This window comes from Streptomyces sp. NPDC056948, from assembly GCF_042674225.1.
GTDB classification, from domain to species: domain Bacteria; phylum Actinomycetota; class Actinomycetes; order Streptomycetales; family Streptomycetaceae; genus Streptomyces; species Streptomyces purpurascens.
Window position 1 is genome coordinate 1 of record NZ_JBHUQX010000152.1, and the last position, 19,919, is coordinate 19,919.

At 72.8% G+C, this 19,919-nt stretch carries 19 protein-coding genes; 11 read left to right on the plus strand and 8 right to left on the minus strand.

From position 1 onward, the window contains the following. Positions 1 to 214: 214 nt before the first annotated feature. Positions 215 to 1,741 carry a hypothetical protein gene (locus ACFTZL_RS20605; protein ID WP_382584646.1) on the minus strand — a complete coding sequence of 509 codons (1,527 nt, stop codon included), beginning with the start codon at positions 1,739 to 1,741 and terminating at the stop codon, positions 215 to 217. A 69-nt stretch (positions 1,742 to 1,810) separates the two neighbouring features. Next, a complete protein-coding gene (locus ACFTZL_RS20610; protein ID WP_382584649.1) occupies positions 1,811 to 2,506 on the minus strand; it encodes a GntR family transcriptional regulator in 696 nt (231 codons plus the stop codon). Between the two features lie 170 nt (positions 2,507 to 2,676). Here ACFTZL_RS20610 and ACFTZL_RS20615 point away from each other — a divergent pair, with 170 nt between their 5' ends. Genes ACFTZL_RS20615 through ACFTZL_RS20635 form a run of 5 tightly spaced genes read left to right on the plus strand, consistent with a single transcriptional unit; the run spans position 2,677 to position 7,062 of the window. Next, positions 2,677 to 3,978: an MFS transporter gene (locus ACFTZL_RS20615; RefSeq protein ID WP_382584653.1), complete on the plus strand. Its 1,302-nt coding sequence runs from the start codon at positions 2,677 to 2,679 to the stop codon at positions 3,976 to 3,978. Continuing rightward, the gene (locus ACFTZL_RS20620; RefSeq protein WP_382584656.1) at positions 3,975 to 4,808 is read left to right on the plus strand and encodes a putative hydro-lyase; all 834 of its coding nucleotides are present in this window, start codon (positions 3,975 to 3,977) and stop codon (positions 4,806 to 4,808) included. Before ACFTZL_RS20615 ends, ACFTZL_RS20620 begins: the two co-directional genes overlap by 4 nt. 15 nt (positions 4,809 to 4,823) lie before the next feature. After that, positions 4,824 to 5,582 (plus strand): LamB/YcsF family protein, encoded by a 759-nt coding sequence (locus tag ACFTZL_RS20625; protein ID WP_382584659.1) that lies wholly within the window; start codon positions 4,824 to 4,826, stop codon positions 5,580 to 5,582. Then, positions 5,579 to 6,196, plus strand: a complete 618-nt coding sequence (gene pxpB, locus ACFTZL_RS20630; RefSeq protein WP_382584662.1) for a 5-oxoprolinase subunit PxpB — start codon at positions 5,579 to 5,581, stop codon at positions 6,194 to 6,196. The genes ACFTZL_RS20625 and pxpB overlap by 4 nt, the downstream gene beginning before the upstream one ends. Then, positions 6,193 to 7,062: a biotin-dependent carboxyltransferase family protein gene (locus ACFTZL_RS20635; RefSeq protein ID WP_382584665.1), complete on the plus strand. Its 870-nt coding sequence runs from the start codon at positions 6,193 to 6,195 to the stop codon at positions 7,060 to 7,062. Before pxpB ends, ACFTZL_RS20635 begins: the two co-directional genes overlap by 4 nt. A 33-nt stretch (positions 7,063 to 7,095) precedes the next feature. Here ACFTZL_RS20635 and ACFTZL_RS20640 read toward each other — a convergent pair whose 3' ends face one another. From ACFTZL_RS20640 to ACFTZL_RS20660, 5 genes are all read right to left on the minus strand, one after another. Then, positions 7,096 to 7,944, minus strand: coding sequence for an SGNH/GDSL hydrolase family protein (locus ACFTZL_RS20640; RefSeq protein ID WP_382584692.1), 849 nt, complete (start codon positions 7,942 to 7,944; stop codon positions 7,096 to 7,098). A gap of 14 nt (positions 7,945 to 7,958) precedes the next feature. Further along, positions 7,959 to 9,137, minus strand: coding sequence for a glycosyltransferase (locus ACFTZL_RS20645; protein ID WP_382584668.1), 1,179 nt, complete (start codon positions 9,135 to 9,137; stop codon positions 7,959 to 7,961). Then, the gene (locus ACFTZL_RS20650; protein ID WP_382584670.1) at positions 9,134 to 10,261 is read right to left on the minus strand and encodes a glycosyltransferase family 4 protein; all 1,128 of its coding nucleotides are present in this window, start codon (positions 10,259 to 10,261) and stop codon (positions 9,134 to 9,136) included. The genes ACFTZL_RS20645 and ACFTZL_RS20650 overlap by 4 nt, the downstream gene beginning before the upstream one ends. Before the next feature lie 187 nt (positions 10,262 to 10,448). Beyond that, positions 10,449 to 11,867 carry a HEAT repeat domain-containing protein gene (locus tag ACFTZL_RS20655; RefSeq protein WP_382584672.1) on the minus strand — a complete coding sequence of 473 codons (1,419 nt, stop codon included), beginning with the start codon at positions 11,865 to 11,867 and terminating at the stop codon, positions 10,449 to 10,451. 300 nt (positions 11,868 to 12,167) lie between these two features. Continuing rightward, positions 12,168 to 12,560, minus strand: coding sequence for an ankyrin repeat domain-containing protein (locus ACFTZL_RS20660; protein WP_382584674.1), 393 nt, complete (start codon positions 12,558 to 12,560; stop codon positions 12,168 to 12,170). A 298-nt stretch (positions 12,561 to 12,858) separates the two neighbouring features. On the opposite strand from ACFTZL_RS20660, the gene ACFTZL_RS20665 reads away from it, so the two are divergent. Together ACFTZL_RS20665 and ACFTZL_RS20670 are read left to right on the plus strand one after the other, a co-directional pair. Continuing rightward, on the plus strand, positions 12,859 to 13,053 hold the full coding sequence (locus tag ACFTZL_RS20665; protein ID WP_030843336.1) for a hypothetical protein: 195 nt from the start codon (positions 12,859 to 12,861) through the stop codon (positions 13,051 to 13,053). 50 nt (positions 13,054 to 13,103) lie between these two features. Then, positions 13,104 to 14,792, plus strand: coding sequence for a hypothetical protein (locus tag ACFTZL_RS20670; RefSeq protein WP_382584677.1), 1,689 nt, complete (start codon positions 13,104 to 13,106; stop codon positions 14,790 to 14,792). Positions 14,793 to 14,810: 18 nt separating this feature from the next. Here the strand turns inward: ACFTZL_RS20670 and ACFTZL_RS20675 are convergent, their stop codons facing one another. Next, a complete protein-coding gene (locus tag ACFTZL_RS20675) occupies positions 14,811 to 16,310 on the minus strand; it encodes a PLP-dependent aminotransferase family protein (RefSeq protein WP_382584680.1) in 1,500 nt (499 codons plus the stop codon). Between the two features lie 64 nt (positions 16,311 to 16,374). Between ACFTZL_RS20675 and ACFTZL_RS20680 the strand changes: the two genes are divergently transcribed. The 4 genes from ACFTZL_RS20680 (at position 16,375) to ACFTZL_RS20695 (ending at position 19,880) form a co-directional block, all read left to right on the plus strand. After that, the gene (locus tag ACFTZL_RS20680; RefSeq protein ID WP_382584683.1) at positions 16,375 to 17,064 is read left to right on the plus strand and encodes a YitT family protein; all 690 of its coding nucleotides are present in this window, start codon (positions 16,375 to 16,377) and stop codon (positions 17,062 to 17,064) included. Then, a complete protein-coding gene (locus ACFTZL_RS20685; protein WP_382584686.1) occupies positions 17,061 to 17,828 on the plus strand; it encodes a glycerophosphodiester phosphodiesterase in 768 nt (255 codons plus the stop codon). Before ACFTZL_RS20680 ends, ACFTZL_RS20685 begins: the two co-directional genes overlap by 4 nt. Positions 17,829 to 17,877: 49 nt before the next feature. Continuing rightward, positions 17,878 to 19,224 carry an MFS transporter gene (locus ACFTZL_RS20690; RefSeq protein WP_382584689.1) on the plus strand — a complete coding sequence of 449 codons (1,347 nt, stop codon included), beginning with the start codon at positions 17,878 to 17,880 and terminating at the stop codon, positions 19,222 to 19,224. 278 nt (positions 19,225 to 19,502) lie between these two features. Continuing rightward, entirely contained in the window at positions 19,503 to 19,880 is a 378-nt protein-coding gene (locus ACFTZL_RS20695; protein ID WP_184597099.1) for an RNA polymerase-binding protein RbpA, read from the plus strand. Positions 19,881 to 19,919: the final 39 nt, after the last annotated feature.

A 19,919-nucleotide genomic window follows, 5' to 3' on the forward strand; every position in this document is an offset into this window, starting at 1 on the left:
CTGCAGCTTGGGCTGCAGCCCGAAGGACACGAGCCGCGCCGCGTCGGCGGCGTCGGCGGGGGTGACGGCGGCGGTGGCCGTCGGCGCCGGTCCCTCCGGCTCACTCCACTCGACGTGCTCGCTCACGGTCGGGGCTCCTTGTTCCTCTGGTACTCACTCATGGCGCTGGTACACACTCATACCGCTGGTACTCGCTCATGCCGCTGGTACTCGCTCATGCCGCTTCGGTCCGATCCGCAGCCATCCCCGCCGCGTCCAGCAGCGCCGTCCCGACGATCAGGTCCGCCCCGCCGAACTCCGGATCATCGAGCTCGGCTCCGTCGTCCACGGCGAAGAGCAGCTTCTGCTCGCCCTGCCGATAAGCCGTACCGACCGGCGGACTGGCCGCGTGCACCGCCAGCAGGGCCACCAGGTACGGCAGTTCGGGATCCTGCCGGCGGGCCTCGGCGAGCAGCCCGGACAGCCGGCGCGGCGCGTCGGCCGGCAGGTCGAGCAGCTCCTGCGCGGCCGCCATCTGCTCCTCGCTGAACCGGCTGTCGTCGGGCGTGGCGATGACATCCGGCTCGGGCATCTCCGCGCCCAGATGCTCCCGCTCCACCGGCGGCGTCAGGAGTATGTCGACGAGGTCCCCGACCCGGACGGACACCGGCGTGCGCAGCCCGGTACCGCGGGCGAAGAAGGCGTCCGTGACGCGGACGGCCCGCTCGAGCGACAGCGGCAGGACGGGGGCGACGAGATGGCCGTAGAGGTCGATCCCCGACGTGGTCATCGGTGTGGCGAAGGCCTGCCGGTCCTGCTCGGCGCGGAACAGCGGTCCGGCCTCGAGCAGCCGGGACTGCAACTGCGTGTGCCGGCGGATGCAGTCCTTGACGATGTCGACGAGCTCGGCGGCCCGGCGCTTGTGCTCAGGGTCCTCGGACTCGTCACGGGACTTGCGGATGTTGGTCAGGATCGCGTTCTCGTGGCGATAGCGGTCGGCGACGTGCTCCAGGGCCTCGGCGATCATGTCGGGCACGGTGGTCAGCCAGTCCACCGCGCGCACATTGCGCCGGGTCGCGTCGAGGGCCCTGCGCAGGGTCTCCGAGTACTGCACGGTGCGGTAGCGGGCCTGTTCGGCCGCGAGCTGGGCGTCGGCGAGCCGGCCGCGGCTGATCAGCACCTCCAGCTTGACCTCGGCGGCGATCTGCGCGCTGGTGACGTCGGTGTCGAGGGCGCCGACGAGGACGTTGACCGCCTCGTCCGTCGTACGGAGATAGACCGTGCCGCCGGGGCCCGGCACCTCCTCGATCAGCTTGAAGTCGTAGTCACGGCGCACATATGTGCCGTCCGCCCCGAACGTGCCGTACACCGCGCGGAAGCCGCGGTCGACGCTGCCGACGTTGATCAGGTTCTCCAGGACCCAGCGGGCCACCCGCTCGTGCTCGGCGGCGGGCCGCCGCGACGCCTGCGCGGCGATGCGCGGGATGAGGCGGGCGACGATCTGGTCATGGTCCGCGCCCGTGTCGAAGTCCATGTTCAGGGTGACCAGGTCGATGGCCGCGAGCGCGACCTCCGCCATGCCGTACACCGAGTACTCACCCGCGAGGTTGGACTTGCGCGCATCCAGGTCGTGCAGCGGCGCGGTGCAGGCGAGCGCGCGCAGGCGCCGCGCCAGGCCCTCGTCGGCGGCCGGCCCCGGCGCGGGGCGCGGCCCCGCGCTGAGCTGGGGCGGAACGCTGTCCGTCGATGCAGGCGAAGTCACGGTGCACAGACTAGGTCCTGGGTCTGACAACCACCCAAACGACGCGGGTACGCCCCCTCGGCGGTCCCGTCAGCCGTCCTCGCCGACCCGCCGCCGGTAGACCTCCACGACCCGCTCCAGCGAGTCGTCGAGGTAGCCGGCGAGCAGACGCTCGGCCTTGCCGCGCTCCCCGGCCTGAAGAGCCTCAAGAATCGCGATATTTCGTGCGATGTACGGTTCGTGCAGCCGCTGCGGCTCGTCCACCACATGGAACGCGAGACGCAGTTCGGCGAAGACGCTCCGCATCAACTCGTCGGTGCGCTCGCTCACGGCGAGGGCGACCAGCTCCCGGTGGAAGTGGATGTTGGCCGTACCCACTGCCTTCCAGTCACCTTCCCGAGCCGCCCGCCGCCCCTCGGCGACGGCACCGGCGAGCCCGTCGAGGGCGTACGGCGGCTCGCCGAGGCCGCGGACGACGGCGCACTCGACGAGCCGGCGGGTGCGGTAGATGTCCTCGACGTCCTCCACGGTCAGGACCCGGACGAAGACGCCCCGGTTCAGCTCGTGGACGAGCAGGCGTTCGTGTGTGAGCAGGCGGAACGCCTCGCGCAGCGTGTTGCGGGAGACGCCGAGCGCGCCGCCGATGCTGTCCTCCGACAGGCGCGTCCCGGGCGGGAAGTAGCCCTCGGCGATCCGGCTCCTGAGGATGTCCGAGACCCGTTCGGCGGTGCTGGTGCGCCCCAGGAGAGCCCGGTCGTCGGCGAGGTCCTTCAGCTGCTCTGCCATGCCGGAATTCAATCGCAGATCACAAGAAGAACCAACATGGGTATTGAGGGATCGTTGAACAATCCCCTACGGTGCTACGCACGGCGTCGCCTCCCCCACACGGCGCCGACCGCTTCCGCACGGCACGGCTCACCCCGAAGCACCCCCCGTCCTCCCTCTGCGAGGTGCCCATGAGCACGACCCCTCCACCGCAGGCCCTGACCGACGAGACACGCCCCGACGCGGCGGAACGCACCGCCGACGACGGGGCGTTCGGCTGGCTGCGCGCCCTCGGTCCGCGTGGCCGCCGCGCGTTCGCCGGCGCCTTCGGCGGCTACGCCCTCGACTCGTACGACTACTTCACGCTGCCGCTGAGCATGGTCGCGCTGTCCGCCTACTTCGGCCTGAACAGCGGCCAGACCGGTCTCTTCACCACGGTCACGCTGGTGGTCTCCGCGATCGGCGGCGCCCTCGCCGGCGTCCTCGCGGACCGCATCGGCCGGGTGAAGGCGCTGATGATCACGGTGATCACGTACGCGGTCTTCACCGTCGCCTGCGGTTTCGCGCCCAACTACGAGACGCTGCTGGTCTTCCGCGCCCTCCAGGGCCTCGGTTTCGGCGGTGAGTGGGCGGTCGGCGCGATCCTCGTCGCCGAGTACGCGAGCGCCAAGAACCGGGGCCGCACGCTCGGCGCGATCCAGAGCTCCTGGGCCGTGGGCTGGGGCCTCGCCGTGATCGTCTACACGCTGGTCTTCTCGGTGGCCGGCGACGACCTGGCCTGGCGCATCATGTTCTGGACCGGGGCGCTGCCGGCGCTGCTCGTCATCTGGCTGCGGCGCAGTGTGCAGGACGCTCCCGAGGCCGCCGCCGCTCGTGAGCAGAGCGCGGACAAGGGTTCCTTCACGGCGATCTTCAAGCCCGGGCTGCTGCGTACGACGATCTTCGCGGTGCTGCTCTCCACTGGTGTCCAGGGGGGCTACTACACGCTGGCCACCTGGGTGCCGACGTATCTGAAGTCCGAGCGCGAGCTGTCCGTCGTCGGCACCGGCGGCTATCTGACGTTCCTGATATCGGGCGCCTTCATCGGTTACCTCACCGGCGGCTACCTCACCGACAAGCTGGGCCGCAAGCGCAACATCTGGCTCTTCGCCCTGCTGTCGGCGATCTGCATCCTGGCGTACGCGAACATCCCGAGCGGCGCCAACACCCTGCTCCTGGTGCTCGGTTTCCCGCTCGGGTTCTGCATGTCGGCGATCTTCAGCGGATTCGGCTCCTACCTGAGCGAGCTGTACCCGACGGCGGTACGCGGCACGGGGCAGGGCTTCACGTACAACACCGGGCGCGCGGTGGGCGCCGTGTTCCCGACGATGGTCGGTTTCCTGGCCGACAGCTGGGGCGTCGGCGGCGCGCTGGTCTTCGGGGCGATCGGCTACGGCCTCGCGGCGCTCGCGCTGCTCGGGCTGCCGGAGACGCGCGGGAAGGAACTCACGTGAACCCCGTGAGCACCGGGACCGAGGATCGCCCTGTGGTCCTCACCAACGCACACGCGCACGCATGGAGCCCCGAAACGGCCCGCGCCCGCTTCCGGGACGGCCTGACGGGCCCCACGGCCGGGGTCGCGGCCGGCCACACCCAGGTCAACCTCATCTCGGTGCCCGCCGACTGGGCCTACGACATGCTGCTGTTCTGCCAGCGCAACCCCAAGCCCTGCCCGGTCCTCGACGTCACGGACGCCGGATCCTGGACCACCGTGCTCGCCGACGGCGCTGACCTGCGTACCGACCTGCCGCGCTACCGGGTGTGGCGGGACGGCGAACTGGTGGACGAGCCGACGGACGTGCGCGCGTACTGGCGGGACGACCTGGTGTCGTTCCTGATCGGTTGCAGCTTCACCTTCGAGTGGGCGCTGAGCGAGGCGGGCGTCCCGATCCGCCACGTCGAGCAGGGCCGCAACGTCCCGATGTACGTGACGAGTCGGCAGTGCCGTCCGGCGGGGCGGCTGCACGGACCGCTGGTGGTGTCCATGCGACCGGTGCCGCCCCCGCACCTGGCCGCGGCGATCCGCGAGAGCAGTCTGCTGCCGGCGGTGCACGGCAGCCCCGTGCACTGCGGCGATCCGTCGGGGCTCGGCATCGACGACCTCGGCCGTCCCGACTTCGGCGACCCGGTGGACACCGAACCGGACGACATCCCGGTGTTCTGGGCCTGCGGAGTGACCCCGCAGGCGGCCGTGATGGCCTCGCGGCCGCCGTTCGCCCTCACGCACGCCCCGGGGCAGATGTTCCTCACCGACGCCCGCGACGAGCAGTACCGCGTGGCCTGACAGGAGATGCGACACGTGACCTCGATCGACCTGAACGCCGACCTCGGCGAGGGCTTCGGCCGCTGGCGGCTCACCGACGACGAACGGCTGCTGTCCGTGGTCACCAGCGCCAATGTGGCGTGCGGCTTCCACGCCGGGGACGCGGCCACCATGCGCCGGGTGTGCGAGCTGGCGGCCGAGCGCGGGGTACGGATCGGCGCCCAGGTGTCCTACCGGGACCTGGCCGGGTTCGGGCGGCGCGCGATGGACGTGCCGCCCGCCGAGCTGGCGGCCGAAGTGGCCTACCAGATCGGCGCCCTGGAGGTCTTCGCCCGCGCCGCGGGCTCCCGCGTGGCCTACGTCAAACCGCACGGCGCGCTCTACAACCGGGTCGTGCACGACGAGGAGCAGGCCGCCGCTGTCGTCGACGGGGTGCTCCTCGCGGACGCCGCGCTGCCCGTGCTGGGCCTGCCCGGCTCGCGTCTGCTCGGCCTGGCGGGCAAGGCCGGACTGCCGGTCGTCACGGAGGCGTTCGCGGACCGGGCGTACACCGACGCGGGCACGCTGGTGCCGCGCACGCTGGACGGGGCCATGGTCACCGACCCGGAGGCCGTCGTGGAACGGTCCCTGAGCCTGGCCCGCTCCGGCGAGGTCTCCTCCCACTCGGGGACCCGGATCGAGGTACGAGCGCGTTCCCTGTGCCTGCACGGCGACACGCCCGGCGCGGTGGAGCTGGCGCGCCGGGTGCGGGAACGGCTGGAGACGTCGGGGATCCGGGTGGAGGCCTTCGCATGAAGGTCCGGCCCGTCGGCGAGGACGCGCTGCTCGTCGAGGTCGCCTCGGGCGACGAGGCCCAGGCCCTGCACGCGGAGCTGCTGCGACGCCGCGCGGAGGGCTCGCTGTCGGCCCGCGAGATCGTCCCCGCGGCCCGCACGGTCCTCCTCGACGGCCTCGACTCCCCCGCCCGGCTGGCCGCCGAACTGACCGCCGCAGAACTGCCGCCCGCTCCCCCACGCGCGCGTGAGGTCGTCGAGATCCCCCTGCGGTACGACGGCCCGGACCTGGCCGATGTCGCCGCGCACTGGGGCGTGCCGGAGCGGGAGGTCGCCCGAATCCACACGGAGACGGAGTTCCGGGTCGCCTTCTGCGGTTTCGCGCCCGGCTTCGGCTATCTCACCGGGCTGCCGTCGCGCTACGACGTCCCACGCCGGGCCACCCCGCGCACGGCCGTCCCCGCCGGGTCGGTGGCGCTGGCGGGCCCGTACACGGGCGTGTACCCGCGCTCGTCGCCGGGCGGCTGGCAGTTGATCGGCACGACGGACACCGTTCTGTGGGACCACGCACGCGTACCGGCCGCGCTGCTGTCCCCGGGCACACGCGTGCGGTTCGTCCCCGAGGCGGGGTCATGACAGATCGCGCCCTCGCCGTCGTACGGGCCGGGGCCCTGACCACCGTGCAGGACCTCGGGCGCCCCGGGCACGCCCACCTCGGCGTCCCCCGCTCCGGTGCCCTGGACGGGCCGGCCGCGGACCTCGTCAACCGGCTGGTCGGCAATCCGCCCGGGGCGGCCGTGCTGGAGACGACGCTCACCGGCTGTGCCGTGCGCCCCCGTTCGACGGTCATGGTCGCGGTGGCCGGCGCGCACTGCCGGGTCACGGTGGACGGCCGGCCCGTCCCCTGGGGTGCGCCGGTGTGCGTGCCCGCCGGGGCGCTGCTGGACATCGGCCCGGCCGTGTCGGGCGTACGCACGTACGTGGGTCTTTCCGGGGGCATCGCCGTCGAGCCCGTGCTCGGCAGCCGCTCGACGGACCTGCTGTCGGGGCTCGGCCCGGCCCCGCTCACGGACGCCACGGTGCTGCCGCTGGGCCGGCCGGCCGGTGTGCACGCGCGTGTGGACGTCGCCCCGCAGCCTGCGCCGCCGGCCGAACTGGTTCTGCGGGTGACACTCGGCCCGCGCGACGACTGGTTCACGCCGGAGGCCGTACGCGCCTTCGTCTCACGCGCCTACCGGGTGTCCGCCGCCGGCAACCGCATCGGGCTGCGCACGGAGGGCCCCGCCCTGGAGCGGGCCCGGCACGGTGAACTCCCCAGCGAGGGCATGGTGCTGGGCGCGGTCCAGGTCCCGCCCGACGGCAGGCCTGTGGTGTTCCTGGCCGACCATCCGACCACCGGGGGCTACCCGGTGATCGCGGTGGTCCGAGCCGCCGACCTGCCGGCCGCCGCCCAGGCGGTCCCGGGTACGCCGGTCCGTTTCGTGGCCGTACGGCGTCGCTGAACCGTCCGGATCGCGCCGGTCACCGCTGTTCTGTCAGGCCGCATCCGGCTGCTCCGCCACCGACAGCGCGGCCAGCGCGGCCGACACCGCCGCGGAGGCCCGCAGGTCGAGCCGGGCGCTGGTACCGCGGGCGCGGTGCCGCAGCTCGTCGGCGGCCAGTGTCAGGAGCTGGGGCAGCAGGTCGGTGCACCGGCGCGCCACCCAGCCGGTACCGGCCGTGGCCAGCCACCACAGGCTCGCCGACTTCGTCGGGACGGGGAAGTCGGGCTCGGGCGAGGGCGCGGGCCCCGTCGCGAGGCCGTGCTCCGCGAGCAGCGTGTGGAAGCGCAGGGCCAGTTGCCGGTGTCCCCGTTCGCCGGGGTGCAGCCGGTCCGCGCTCCACATGGCGCGGTCCGTGGTCCAGTCGCCCTCGCACGCGTGCAGGTGCAGGGCTTCGTACCGGTCGGACAGGGCATGGACGACCGCGTTCACGGCCCGTTGCCGCCGCGCCAGCGGGTGGGCCAGCGCCCCCGGCAGCCCGAGCATCGTGCCCGGGTCGGGCAGGCACGCGGTGAGCAGGATCGCGCGCCGCTCGGTGCAGGCCTGGTACACCCGGTCGAGCCGGGCCGCCACGGCCTGGATGTCGAAGGTGCAGCGCAGGGTGTCGTTGACGCCGACGACGACGGACACCAGATCGGGCCGCAGCTCCAGCGCGGCGGGCAGCTGGCGCTCCAGCACGTCCCGGGTCTGCGACCCGCTCACCGCGAGGTTGGTGAACCGGGCGGGCCCCTCGGCGAGCCCGCCGGCGAGCAGCGCGGCCCAACCGCGCCACCCGTCGCCGACGGGGTCGCCCACGCCCTCGGTCAGCGAGTCGCCGAGGGCCACGAAACGCGGGGGTTCCACGCATCGCGTGGGTCTCATGCCACGCCTCCGGGCACGTACGGGCGAACGGGGACGGCCGCGTCGTGTGCGGCGAGGAAGGCGTCGACCGCCGCGTTCCAGCCGAAGCACTCCGCACGCGCGCGTGCCGCCTCGCGCCGGTGCGCCTCCAGGCCTTCCAGCAGCAGGTCCACGGCGTCCGCGAAGGCCTCCCCGTGGTCCGCGGCGACGGCCCCGGCGGAGCCGATCACCTCGGACAGCGCGGACGACGCGCTGGCCACCACGGGCGTGCCGCACGCCATGGCCTCCAGCGCGGCGAGCCCGAAGGTCTCGGCGGGGCCCGGTGCCAGGGCGACATCGGCGGACGCCTGGAGCGCGCCGAGCAGCCCGCGGTCGGAGACATGCCCGAGGAAGGTGACCGGCAAGGCGCTCTCGCGTGCCCGCTGTTCGAGCCGCGCCCGCAACGGACCGTCGCCCGCGACCACCAGCACCGCCCGTCGCCCGCGCCGCCGCAGCGTCTCCAGGGCGTCCAGCGCCGTGCCGGGCCGCTTCTCCACGGACAGCCGTGAGCACATCACGAGCAGCGTCTCGTCCCCGCGCGCGTGCCGCGCCCGCAGCTCCGCATCGCGCAGCGCCGGGTGCCGCTGCACCAGGTCGACGCCCAGCGGGGCCCGGACGACGTTGCGTGCCCCGATCCGCACGAACTCCCGCTCGGCGAACTCGGTGGTGCACACCACGCGCGCGTACGTGTGGGCCGTACGGACGTTGAGGGCGTCGGCGGCACGCCGGGCGGCTCCCTCGGGCAGGCCCCAGGTGCGCAGCACGCCGTCGGCGGTCTCGTGGGAGACCATCACGGCCGGGACCCGGGCGCGCCGCGCCCACTTGCCGGTCCACCTGAGGGTCGTGCGGTCGGACACCTCCAGCCGGTCCGGCGCGAGTTCCTCCAGGAGCCGGGCCACCCGCCGCCTGTCGGCGAGGACGCGGTAGCCGCCGGTGCCGGGCAGCAGCGGTCCGGGGAGGGTGATCACCCGCCCCTGCTCGGCCTCGTGGTCGCTGATCCGCTCGCCGGGGACGACGAGGACGGGCTCGTGCCCCGCCGCCTTGAAACCCTTGCCGAGTTCGCGCAGGGCGGTGCGCAGACCGCCGGACGCGGGTGCGACGAAGTTGGCGAGCCGGACGATCCGCAGCGCCTGGCCGGTCCCGTTCCCCGCGCTCATGCCGCCACCACCGTCCTGCGCCCGGCGAGCACGTTCGCGTAGTGCCCGATCAGCTGGTCGCCGACGGCCGCCCAGGTGCGGCCCTCGACCGTGGCGCGTCCGGCGGCCCCGAAGGCGGTCCGCAACCCGGGATCGGCGGCCAGGGACCTCACCGCGTCCCGTACGGCGGTCGCGTCGCGCGGCGGCACCAGCAGCCCGGTGTGCCCGTGCGCGACCAGGTCCAGCGGCCCGCCCGCGGCGGGCGCCACGACCGGCAGACCACTGGCCATGGCCTCCTGCACCGTCTGGCAGAAGGTCTCGAAGGGGCCCGTGTGCGCGAAGACGTCGAACGAGGCGAAGACCCGGGCGAGATCGTCACCGGTGCGGCGGCCGAGGAAGACCGCGCCGGGCAGCGCCTGCTCCAGGCCGGGCAGGCTGGGCCCGTCGCCGACTATCACGACCCGGACGCCCTCCAGGCCGCAGACACCGGCGAGGAGTTCGACCTGCTTCTCGGGGGCGAGCCGGCCGACGTAGCCGACGATCAGCTCGCCGTTGGGGGCCAGCTCGCGGCGCAGGGCCTCGTCGCGACGGTCCGGCCGGAAACGTTCGGTGTCCACCCCGCGCGGCCACAGCTTGACCCGGGGCACACCGTGCGTCTCCAGGTCGTGCAGGGCGGCGCTGGACGGGGCGAGGGTGAGGTCGGCGGCGCCGTGGACGGAGCGGATGCGCCGCCAGGCGGCGGCCTCTCCGGCGCCCATGTAGGTACGGGCGTATCCGGCCAGGTCGGTCTGGTAGACGGCGACGGCGGGGACGCCGAGGCGGGCGGCGGCGGCCATGCCGCGCACGCCGAGGACGAAGGGGCTGGCGAGGTGGACGACATCGGCACGGTGCTCGATGAGGGTGGCGGCCAGGCGGCGGCTGGGGAGGGCGACGCGGACCTGGGGGTAGCCGGGGAGCGGGAGGGAGGGGACGTGGACGACGCGGCACGGCGCTGAGGCGTCGGGCTTGTTCCCGGGCGCCGGGGCCGGGGCCACGACGACGGGAGTGTGACCACGATCGACGAGATGCCGGGCGGTCTGGAGCGCGCAGTGGGCCACGCCGTTCACGTCGGGGGGAAAGGATTCGGTCACGATGACGACACGCATACCGGTGTTGTCGCCGGGCCGGACGTGGCCGCGTCAACGTGGATCTTTCCGAACGAGGAACGTCCTATGAGCGTTCTGAGGTGCACCCACGCAGGTCAGGCCGCGTCCATACGCTCCTGACCCGCGAGTCACCCCTCGTTCACCCGGGCGGCCTGATTCCGCCCCGGCGTCCTCGTGAGGAGGGGAGTCACACAGCGGTCTCCTCGGGACCGATCCGGCTGCGTACGGCTGTCTGGACCTCGGCCTCCTCGGCCGGGTCGGCGGCGAGCCGGCGCAGTCGCTCCACGACCCGGGTGTCGCCGGTCTCGGCGTGCCGTGCGGCGATTTCGCGGGTGGTCTCCTCGCAGTCCCACAGGCATTCGACAGCGAAGCCGGTGGCGAAGGAGGGGTCGGTGGCGGCGAGGGCCCGGGCGGCCCGGCCGCGCAGATGGGAGGAGGCGGTCTCGCGGTAGACGTGGCGGAGCACGGGTGCGGCGCAGGCGATGCCGAGCCGTCCGGTGCCGTCGACCAGGGTCCACAGGGTCGGCGCGTCGGGGCCTTCGCCGCGCACCGCCTCCCGTAGCGCCGCGAGGACCAGGTCCCGGTCGTGCACCCCGCCCAGGCAGGCGAGGAGGCGTCCGGCGGCGGCACCCAGCTCGTCGGGCCGGTGCGCCCAGCCGCGCGCCCGGTCCACGGCGGTGAGACTGCGCATCCGTTCGAAGGCGTCGACGGCGGCTTCCACGACGACCGTCGAGCCGGTGGCCACGGCACCCTCGATCAGGTCGAGGGCGTCGGGATCGTTGCCGTCGGCGAGGTAGCGCAGGGCGGTGCACCGGGCTCCGTCGCCGCCGTCCTTCGCGGCCCGGACGATCTCGGCCCGGTCCTCGGGCCCTGCCACGGCGGTGAGGCAGCGGGCGGCCGGGACATGGAGTGCGGCGCCCCGGTCGAGGCCCTGCTGGGCCCATTCGAAGACGGCCTGCACGCTCCATCCCGGGCGCGGGCCCGTCGGCCGCATCTGCCGCTGCCAGCGGTCGAAGCAGCCCGCCTCGTGGGCGGCACGCACGCGTGTGGCGATGGATTCGCGCGGATCCTCGGCCCACAGCCGCCACGGCCGGGGCTCGAAGGCGTCGCGGACGGTGGCGGCCAGCTCGGCCTCCCCCTCCGGGTCGGCCGGGAAGCGGGCGAGGACGGGCGCGGCGAGGGCCCGCAGGCCCGCGTCGTCGTCCCTGAGGGCGAGCTCGTCGAGGGCCCAGGCCCAGTTCGAGCCGTGGGCGGCGTACCTGCGCAGCAGTTCGAGCGCGTCCCGCCTGCCGTAGGAGGCGAGGTGCCCGAGGACGGCGAGCGCGAGCCCGGTGCGTGACTCCTCGGCGTCGAGGACGTCCTCGGCGTCGAAGAGATGGGCCGCGATCGCGTCCAGCTCGCCGTTCAGGTCGAGGTAGAGGCGGGCGTAGTAGAGGGAGCGGTTCTCCACCTGCCAGTCGTGGCGGGGATCGTGCAGCACACAGTGGTTCAACGCCGCGAGCGCCTCGGGGCGCGGGGCGGTGAGCGCGTGCAGCGTGCCGTCACCGCGGCCCCGCTGGAGCAGGCCGAGCAGCGTACCGCTGGGCGCTATGACCGGATCGAACATGGGAAACAGCCTCACATCAAGCGTCGACGCAACCGGGGACGTGTACTACCTGGCCGCGTGACAACACGTCGGAGTGCCCGCCGTTTCCTGCTTGCTGTAGACCATCTTCCTCTGCCTCTCGTCGGTGGCCCCTGCGGACCGCGTCACGGCCCGCGCGGTGCGGCAACACCTGCCCAACCATCACGTCCGTGAACCACGTCGTCATGATGACTCGGCTCTTCCGTCTGCCGCGACCGAAATTTCGGCGGCCCTGTACCGCCTCCCCCGTTTTCTGTGTCGTTCCAGGTCAGACTGGTCGGCTCAGCGCTCGCCGAACAGTTCGAGCAATTCCGTCCGGCCGAACATCCGGGCCGTGTCGACAGCCGAGGGCGTGCCGGAGGACGGGTCGGCGCCGCCCTCCAGGAGGGCCTTGATGACGTCCGTCTCGCCCTTGAAGGCCGCTCCCGCGAGCGGGGTCTGGCCTCGGTCGTTCACCCGGTCGGCCTCGGCGCCGCGGGCGAGCAGCGCGCGCACCGCGTCGGAGTGGCCGTGATAGGCGGCGAGCATCACGAGCGAGTCGCCGCGGTCATTGGTGAGGTTGGCCGGAACCCCCGCGTCGACATACGCCACGAGCGCCTCGGTCCGTCCCCGCCGGGCCAGATCGAAGATCTTGGTCGCCAGCTCCACGACCTCATGGTCGGGGACTTCGGTCATCGGCCGGACCGCCTCTCCACTGCTCATCACGCCGGGTGCGCACGTCTGCGGGTGGTGCAGCCGTACGAGTGAATCGCCAGGGTACTGGCTCGCGCGGCACATGACCCGATGTGCCCGAGGTAAAGATCACCACAGACCCGGGCGAGCACAACACCCCAGCTCGACCGGTTCCGGGACCACTCCGCAGCCCGGGGGAAACCACCCTATTTCCACCCAGTTGCACCTTTTATCGTATGGATACATCCTGTGAGCCTGGAAGTACTCATGGTGACTGTCCCCGCGAACCAGGAGAACCCAAATGATCCTCTCCATCTCAGGCGTGGTCCTGCTCGGCATCGTCGTCTTCATCTTCTTCCGCAAGGACGGCCTCAAGGCGTCGCACGCCGTGGTCGCGATGCTCTTCGGCTTCTACCTGGCCAGCACGGCCATCGCCCCGAGCATCAAGGCAGGCGGCGAGAGCCTGGCGAGCCTCCTCGGCGGAATCAAGTTCTGACGGCCGCATCCCGTGCGCATCCCGCCCGTACGCACTCTCTGGAGGCAGCAGTGGCCCGGCGCCCCCTCCCCCGCATTCTGAGCAACGGCAGCGCACAGCTCGTCCGGAGCCGGGAGCTGGCCCGAACGGCCGCCGACAGCGCCACCGACGTCCTCCACCCGCTGATCACGATCACGCGCGGTCTGCGCCGGCTGGCAGCGGCCGGACGGCGCAGATGGAGCGAGACCCCCAAGGAGAAACGGGGAGCGCTGCTGTTCCTGGTGGCCTCCGTCATCCTCGTCGTGGCCCTGATGCCGTACGGACCGCTGCTCGCCGCCGTCACCCTGATGGCGGCGGCCGCATGGCAGGGCCGGGACAGCGCCGCGTCGGCATCCGACGGGCCCGACGAGTCGCAGACCCAGCGCCTGCAGTCCCTGTACGAGGCGCTCGTGCCGTACTTCTCCACCGCCGAGGACCCCGAGCCGCTGTACTCCCACGGCGGCACCTGGGAGAAGGCCTTCCCCACCTACGCCTTCGACGGCACCGGCCGCATCTCGCACCTGGTGATCCACTACCCGGCGTACTTCGCCGACGGCGAGTCCGAGGCCCGCGCCCGGATCGAAAACCTCCTCGCGGCCAAGTCGGGCCGGGGGCGCGAATACCACTTCTCGTGGGAAGAGGAAGGCAACCAGTTGACGGTCAGCGTGCTCATGCCGCTCGCCGTCGACATCGCCGCCCAGCGCTTCGTCACCGCGCCGGGCGAGACGGTCCTCGGCTTCACCGACCCCACTCGGGTCCAGCGCACCCTCCCCCTGGCACACGGCGAACAGCGGCGGGACGTCCCCCCGGTCGTCTGGCGCACGGGCCTGCGCTCCACCGAGCCCCATCTGCTCGCCCTCGGCCAGCCGGGCACCGGCACCTCGACCCTGCTGCGGTCCATCGCCCTGCAAGCCCTGCAGCACGGCGACGTCGTGATCGTCGACGGCGGCGGCACCGGCGAGTACGCCTGCCTGACCGGCCGGGACGGCGTCCTGGCCGTCGAATGCGGTCTCCCCGGGGTGCTGGCGAGTCTGGAGTGGGCCGCGACCGAGACCGAGCGCCGGCTGATCGCCGCCAACCGCGCCCACCAGGCGGGCCACCCGCCGCCGGACGACACCAAGCGTCCCCTGTGGATCCTCCTGGACCGTCCGACGGCGTTCACCCATCTGGCCGCCGCCCAGGACCGCAAGGACCCGCAGTCCCTCCTGCAGGTCCCGCTCCGGCACGGCCGCCCGGCGAACGTGACGGTGGTCGTGGCCGAGCAGCTCGACACCATGGACGCCCTCGGCGAACCGGTACGCCGGCACACCCGCGCGCGCGTGGTCCTCGGCCCGGCGACGGCCGGGCAGCTCGAGTCCGTCCTGGGCGCGCCCCCGCACACCACCCCCGTCGAGGAGGTCCCGCCCGGCCGCGGCTACGCCCGCCTCGGCCTGGGCCCGGTCCACCGCCTCCAGGTCCCGGCCACACCGAACCCCTACGACGACGCCACGTCCGACGCCCACCGCCAGGCGGTCCTGGACCTCCTCCCGCCGCGCACGACACCGGCGGACGGGGAGACGGTCCCCGAGCCGGAGGGGACGGAAGCGGCACCGCTCACGACGGACCCGAAGCCGGAACCCGTGCCGGATCCGGTACCGGTCCTGACGAAGCCGAAGGACTCGATTCCGAATCCGGTACCGGTCCTGACGAAGCCGGCGAAGACGAAGGCGAAGGCGACGTAGCCACGCCGGCGCGGAGCACTACGCCACAAACGTCCGCGGCGCCTCTCCGCCCCCCGCACCGCCCTCCTCCACGATCCGCGCCGCCGCGGCCAACCGCACAGCCGCCTCCTCGGCCACCGCGCCTCCCACGGTGAACGGCAGCCGCACATACCCCTCGAACGCCCCGTCCACGCCGAACCGGGGCCCGGACGGCACCCGCACCCCCACCCGCTCCCCCGCCTCGGCGAGCCGCGATCCTGAGAGCCCCCCGGTCCGCACCCACAGCGTCAGACCGCCCCGGGGCACCTCGAACTCCCACCCGGGCAGAACCCGCCGCACCGCTGCCACGAGTGCGTCGCGGTTCTCCCGCGCCTGCTCCCGCCGCACCTCCACGGCCTGTTCCCATCCCCCCGTCCCGAACAGCCAGTTGACGGCAAGCTGCTCCAGCACGGGCGTGCCGAGGTCGGCGTAGGCCCGCGCGGCGACCAGACTGCGGATCACGTCCGGCGCGGCCCGCACCCACCCGATGCGCATCCCGGCCCAGAACGCCTTGCTCGCCGACCCCACCGTGATCACCGTGGACCCGGCCCGGTCGAAGGAGCACACCGGCTTCGGCATCCGCACATCCGGGTCGAGCCACAGCTCGCTCATCGTCTCGTCGGCGATCAGCACCGTCCCCGCGGACCGCGCCGCGTCCACCAGCCGCCGCCGCTGGTCCTCATCGGCGAGCGCACCGGTCGGGTTGTGGAAGTCGGCGACGACGTAGGCGATCCGGGGCGCGGCGTCCCGCAGGACCTGCCGCCAGCGGTCCATGTCCCAGCCGCTGAGCCCCTCGGCCATCGCGACGGGCACGAGCCGGGCCCCGGCCTCCCGCATGAGCTGGAGGATGTTGGCGTACGAGGGGGACTCGACGGCGATGCGCTCGCCCCGCCCGGCGAACAGATGGCAGATCGCGTCGATCGCGCCCATCGCCCCGGTCGTCACCATGATCTGCTCGGGCATGGTCGGGATCCCGCGCGCGGTGTACCGCTCGGCGATCATCGACCGCAGGGCCGGCAGCCCGGCGGGATAGTCGCCGTGCGTGTGCGCGTACGGCGGCAGTTCCTCCAGGGCGCCCTGCACGGCCCGGGTCAGCCACGGCTCGGGGGCCGGCAGGGCCGCACAGCCCAGGTCGATCATCGAGCCGAGGGTCTCGGGCGGCAGCGGTTCCAGGCCGCGTGCGGGCAGCGGGTTCCCGGCCGGTACGGCGGTCCAGCTTCCCGCGCCGCGCCGGGACTCCAGGAAGCCCTCGCTGCGCAGCGCCTCGTACGCGGCGGCGACCGTCGTACGGCTGACGGTCAGGGAGAGGGCGAGTTCCCGCTCGGCGGGCAGCCTGGCGGCCACCGGGATCCGCCCTTCGAGCACCAGCAGGCGGATGCCGTCGGCGAGCGCGCGGTAGGCGGGCGGCCGGCGCGTGCCGGGCCCTGCCGGGCGCTCCTGCTGGGAGTTGAGCAGCCGGGCGAGCTGAGCCGCACCCACGGCCGAAGTCCACTGTGCCATCGGAATCAGTCCACCTTCCCCGGATTGGCCATGGATGACCTCTCCATCCAAGCCACAGGGTGTCATGCATCAGTCCACTCACACCACAGGGGGGCACATCATGTCCACGCGGCGCCATCTCACCCGGCGGCTGACCCAGCTCTACGCCGGTCTCGCGCTGTACGGCGCGAGTTCGGCACTGCTCGTCCGGTCGGGGCTCGGGCTGGAGCCGTGGAACGTGCTGCACCAGGGCCTCGCCGAGCGGACGGGGCTGTCGATCGGCGTGGTGCTGACGATCGTGGGCGCGGCGGTGCTGCTCACCTGGATCCCGCTGCGCCAGCGGCCGGGCCTGGGCACGGTCTCCAACGTGCTGGTCATCGGCATGGCGATGGACGCGACGCTGGCCCTGGTGCCCGACGCGCACGGCCCGGTGGCCCGCGTGGCCATGATGGTGACGGGGATCGTCCTGAACGGCGCGGCGACCGGCCTGTACATCGCGGCGCGCTTCGGCCCGGGTCCGCGCGACGGCCTCATGACGGGCCTGCACCAGCGCACGGGGGTCTCGATCCGCCTGGTGCGCACGGCCATCGAGTTCACGGTCGTGGCGACGGGCTTCGCCCTGGGCGGCACCGTCGGCGTCGGCACCCTGCTGTACGCGGTCTCGATCGGCCCGCTCGCCCAGCTGTTCCTGCGCGTGTTCGCCGTCCCCCCGGCATCCGGCGGCAGCACGGTCGTTGCCACCGGTCAACCCCGAGGAGCGATACTGCGACCGTGACCCCGCGGATCCGCCATCCCTATCTCGACCATCCCGGCCCGATCGCCTTCGCCCACCGGGGCGGGGCCGCGGACGGCCTGGAGAACACCGTGCGGCAGTTCCGGTGCGCCGTCGAGGCGGGCTACCGGTACATCGAGACCGACGTCCACACCACCCGGGACGGCAAGCTCGTGGCCTTCCACGACGCGACCCTGGACCGGGTGACGGACGGCGCGGGCCGGATCGCGGACCTGCCGTGGCACGAGGTGCGGCACGCGCGCGTGGCGGGCGAGGAACCGCTGCCCCTCTTCGAGGAGCTCCTGGAGACCTTCCCCGACGTGCGCTGGAACGTCGACGTCAAGACGGAGGCCGCCCTGCTGCCCTTCCTGGACCTGGTCGGGCGGACGGACTCCTGGGACCGGATCTGCCTCGGCTCGTTCTCCGAGGCACGCGTGGTGCGCGCCCAGCGGCTGGCCGGCCCGCGCCTGGCCACGTCGTACGGCACCCGGGGCGTGCTCAACCTGCGGCTGCGTTCCTGGGGGCTGCCCGCGGCGGTGCGCCGCTCGGCGGTCGCCGCCCAGGTCCCCGAGATCCAGTCCGGCATCCAGGTCGTGGACCGCCGCTTCCTGCACGCCGCCCACGCGCGCGGGCTCCAGGTGCACGTGTGGACCGTCAACGAACCCGAGAGCATGCACCGGCTTCTCGACCTGGGTGTGGATGGCATCATGACCGATCACATCGACACGTTGCGCAAGGTCATGGAGGACCGCGGCGTCTGGGTCTGACACTCCGCCCCGCCGCCTCTGCGCGTTCACGGGGAAGCGAGGGGCACGGGTGGGCACCGACACCGTGCGGACACCGCCGGACGACGGGGCGGCGGATCTCAGACGCGAGCAGCGCGGCTGGTACTTCTACGACTGGGCGTGCTCCGTCTACTCGACGAGCGTGCTCACCGTCTTCCTGGGCCCCTATCTGACCTCGGTCGCCGAGTCGGCGGCCGACGCCGACGGGTACGTCCACCCTCTCGGGATCCCGGTGCGCGCCGGGTCTTTCTTCGCGTACTCGGTGTCCCTGTCGGTGATCGTGGCCGTGCTGGTGATGCCCCTGGTGGGCGCCGCCGCCGACCGCACCGGCCGCAAGAAGCCCCTGCTCGCGGCCGCCGCCTATCTGGGGGCCACGGCCACGACGGCCATGTTCTTCCTGGACGGCGACCGCTATCTGCTCGGCGGGGCCCTCCTGGTCGTCGCGAACGCGGCTCAGTCCGTGGCGATGATGCTCTACAACTCCTACCTGCCGCAGATCGCCCCGCCCGAGCAACGGGATGCGGTCTCCTCCCGTGGCTGGGCCTTCGGCTACGCGTCGGGATCGCTGGTCCTCGTCGTCAATCTCGTCCTCTATACCGGGCACGAGAGCTTCGGCATCTCCGAGAGCACGGCGGTCCGCATCTGCCTGGCGTCGGCCGGCCTGTGGTGGGGCGCGTTCGCCCTGATCCCGCTCCGGCGGCTGCGCGACCGCAGGTCCGCCGCGCGCGGGGCGGCCCTCCCGGGCTTCCGGCAGCTCGCGGCGACCGTCCGCGACATGCGCCGCCACCCGCTGACCCTGGCGTTCCTGCTCGCGTACCTCGTCTACAACGACGGCGTCCAGACGGTGATCTCCCAGGCCTCGGTCTACGGCTCGAAGGAACTGGGCCTCGGTCAGTCCACCCTGATCGGCGCCATCCTGCTGGTGCAGGTGCTGGCGGTGGCGGGGGCGCTGACGATGGGCCGGCTGGCCCGGACGTACGGGGCCAAGCGCACGATCCTCGGCTCGCTCGTCGCGTGGACGATGACGCTGGCGGCCGGATACTTCCTGCCGGCGGGGGCGCCGGTGTGGTTCTTCGTCCTGGCCGCCGGGATCGGCCTGGTCCTCGGCGGCAGCCAGGCGCTGTCGCGCTCCCTGTTCTCCCATCTCGTCCCGCCCGGGAAGGAGGCCGAATACTTCTCGGCGTACGAGATGAGCGACCGCGGTATGAGCTGGCTCGGGCCGCTGCTGTTCGGGCTCACCTACCAGCTGACCGGGAGCTACCGGGACGCGATCATCTCGCTGGTGGGCTTCTTCGTCATCGGATTCGTCCTGCTCGCCCGGGTACCCGTGGGGCGTGCGATTCGCGAAGCCGGGAATCCGGTTCCTGACAGGATTTAGCACTCGGCGCGAAAGGGCTGTAGTGTACGCGTTTGGCCTGCCAGGCGTACCGTTACTGCGCGTCAAAGATGCCGAAACGCTAGGTTACATCTGCTAGCAGATGTGACAAACCGGGCGCTGGTGGGTACTGCAAGGGTTGACAAGGCTGCGGCTACGACGGCGACGCATGACCCGGAACGGGACTCGGAACGGGAATCTTTACCGCCGACCGGACGTTGACCGGATGACGACGACAGCGACACCTGTCCTGTGGGCGACAAGCCCGGGAGGCACGATTCATGAGTGAGCGAGCTCTTCGCGGCACGCGCCTCGTGGTGACCAGCTACGAGACGGACCGCGGCATCGACTTGGCTCCGCGCCAGGCCGTGGAGTACGCATGCGAGAAGGGGCACCGGTTCGAGATGCCCTTCTCGGTCGAGGCGGAGATCCCGCCGGAGTGGGAGTGCAAGGTCTGCGGGGCCCAGGCACTCCTCGTGGACGGCGATGTCCCTGAAGAGAAGAAGGGCAAGCCCGCGCGTACGCATTGGGACATGCTGATGGAGCGGCGCACCCGTGAGGAACTCGAAGAGGTCCTCGAGGAGCGCCTGGCGGTTCTGCGCTCCGGTGCGATGAACATCGCGATTCATCCCCGGGACAGCAGCCGCAAGTCGGCCTGAGCCCCTCCGGGCCCGGCCGAACAGCACGCCAGAACCGCG

Coding starts and splice junctions, on each gene's coding strand:
- ACFTZL_RS20610 (WP_382584649.1), bottom strand. CDS start 2,506: ATGGCAGAGCAGCTGAAGGACCTCGCCGACGACCGGGCTCTCCTGGGG.
- ACFTZL_RS20635 (WP_382584665.1), top strand. CDS start 6,193: ATGACAGATCGCGCCCTCGCCGTCGTACGGGCCGGGGCCCTGACCACC.
- ACFTZL_RS20680 (WP_382584683.1), top strand. CDS start 16,375: ATGCATCAGTCCACTCACACCACAGGGGGGCACATCATGTCCACGCGG.
- ACFTZL_RS20695 (WP_184597099.1), top strand. CDS start 19,503: ATGAGTGAGCGAGCTCTTCGCGGCACGCGCCTCGTGGTGACCAGCTAC.
- ACFTZL_RS20655 (WP_382584672.1), bottom strand. CDS start 11,867: ATGTTCGATCCGGTCATAGCGCCCAGCGGTACGCTGCTCGGCCTGCTC.
- ACFTZL_RS20615 (WP_382584653.1), top strand. CDS start 2,677: ATGAGCACGACCCCTCCACCGCAGGCCCTGACCGACGAGACACGCCCC.
- pxpB (WP_382584662.1), top strand. CDS start 5,579: ATGAAGGTCCGGCCCGTCGGCGAGGACGCGCTGCTCGTCGAGGTCGCC.
- ACFTZL_RS20665 (WP_030843336.1), top strand. CDS start 12,859: ATGATCCTCTCCATCTCAGGCGTGGTCCTGCTCGGCATCGTCGTCTTC.
- ACFTZL_RS20675 (WP_382584680.1), bottom strand. CDS start 16,310: ATGGCACAGTGGACTTCGGCCGTGGGTGCGGCTCAGCTCGCCCGGCTG.
- ACFTZL_RS20645 (WP_382584668.1), bottom strand. CDS start 9,137: ATGAGCGCGGGGAACGGGACCGGCCAGGCGCTGCGGATCGTCCGGCTC.
- ACFTZL_RS20650 (WP_382584670.1), bottom strand. CDS start 10,261: ATGCGTGTCGTCATCGTGACCGAATCCTTTCCCCCCGACGTGAACGGC.
- ACFTZL_RS20660 (WP_382584674.1), bottom strand. CDS start 12,560: ATGACCGAAGTCCCCGACCATGAGGTCGTGGAGCTGGCGACCAAGATC.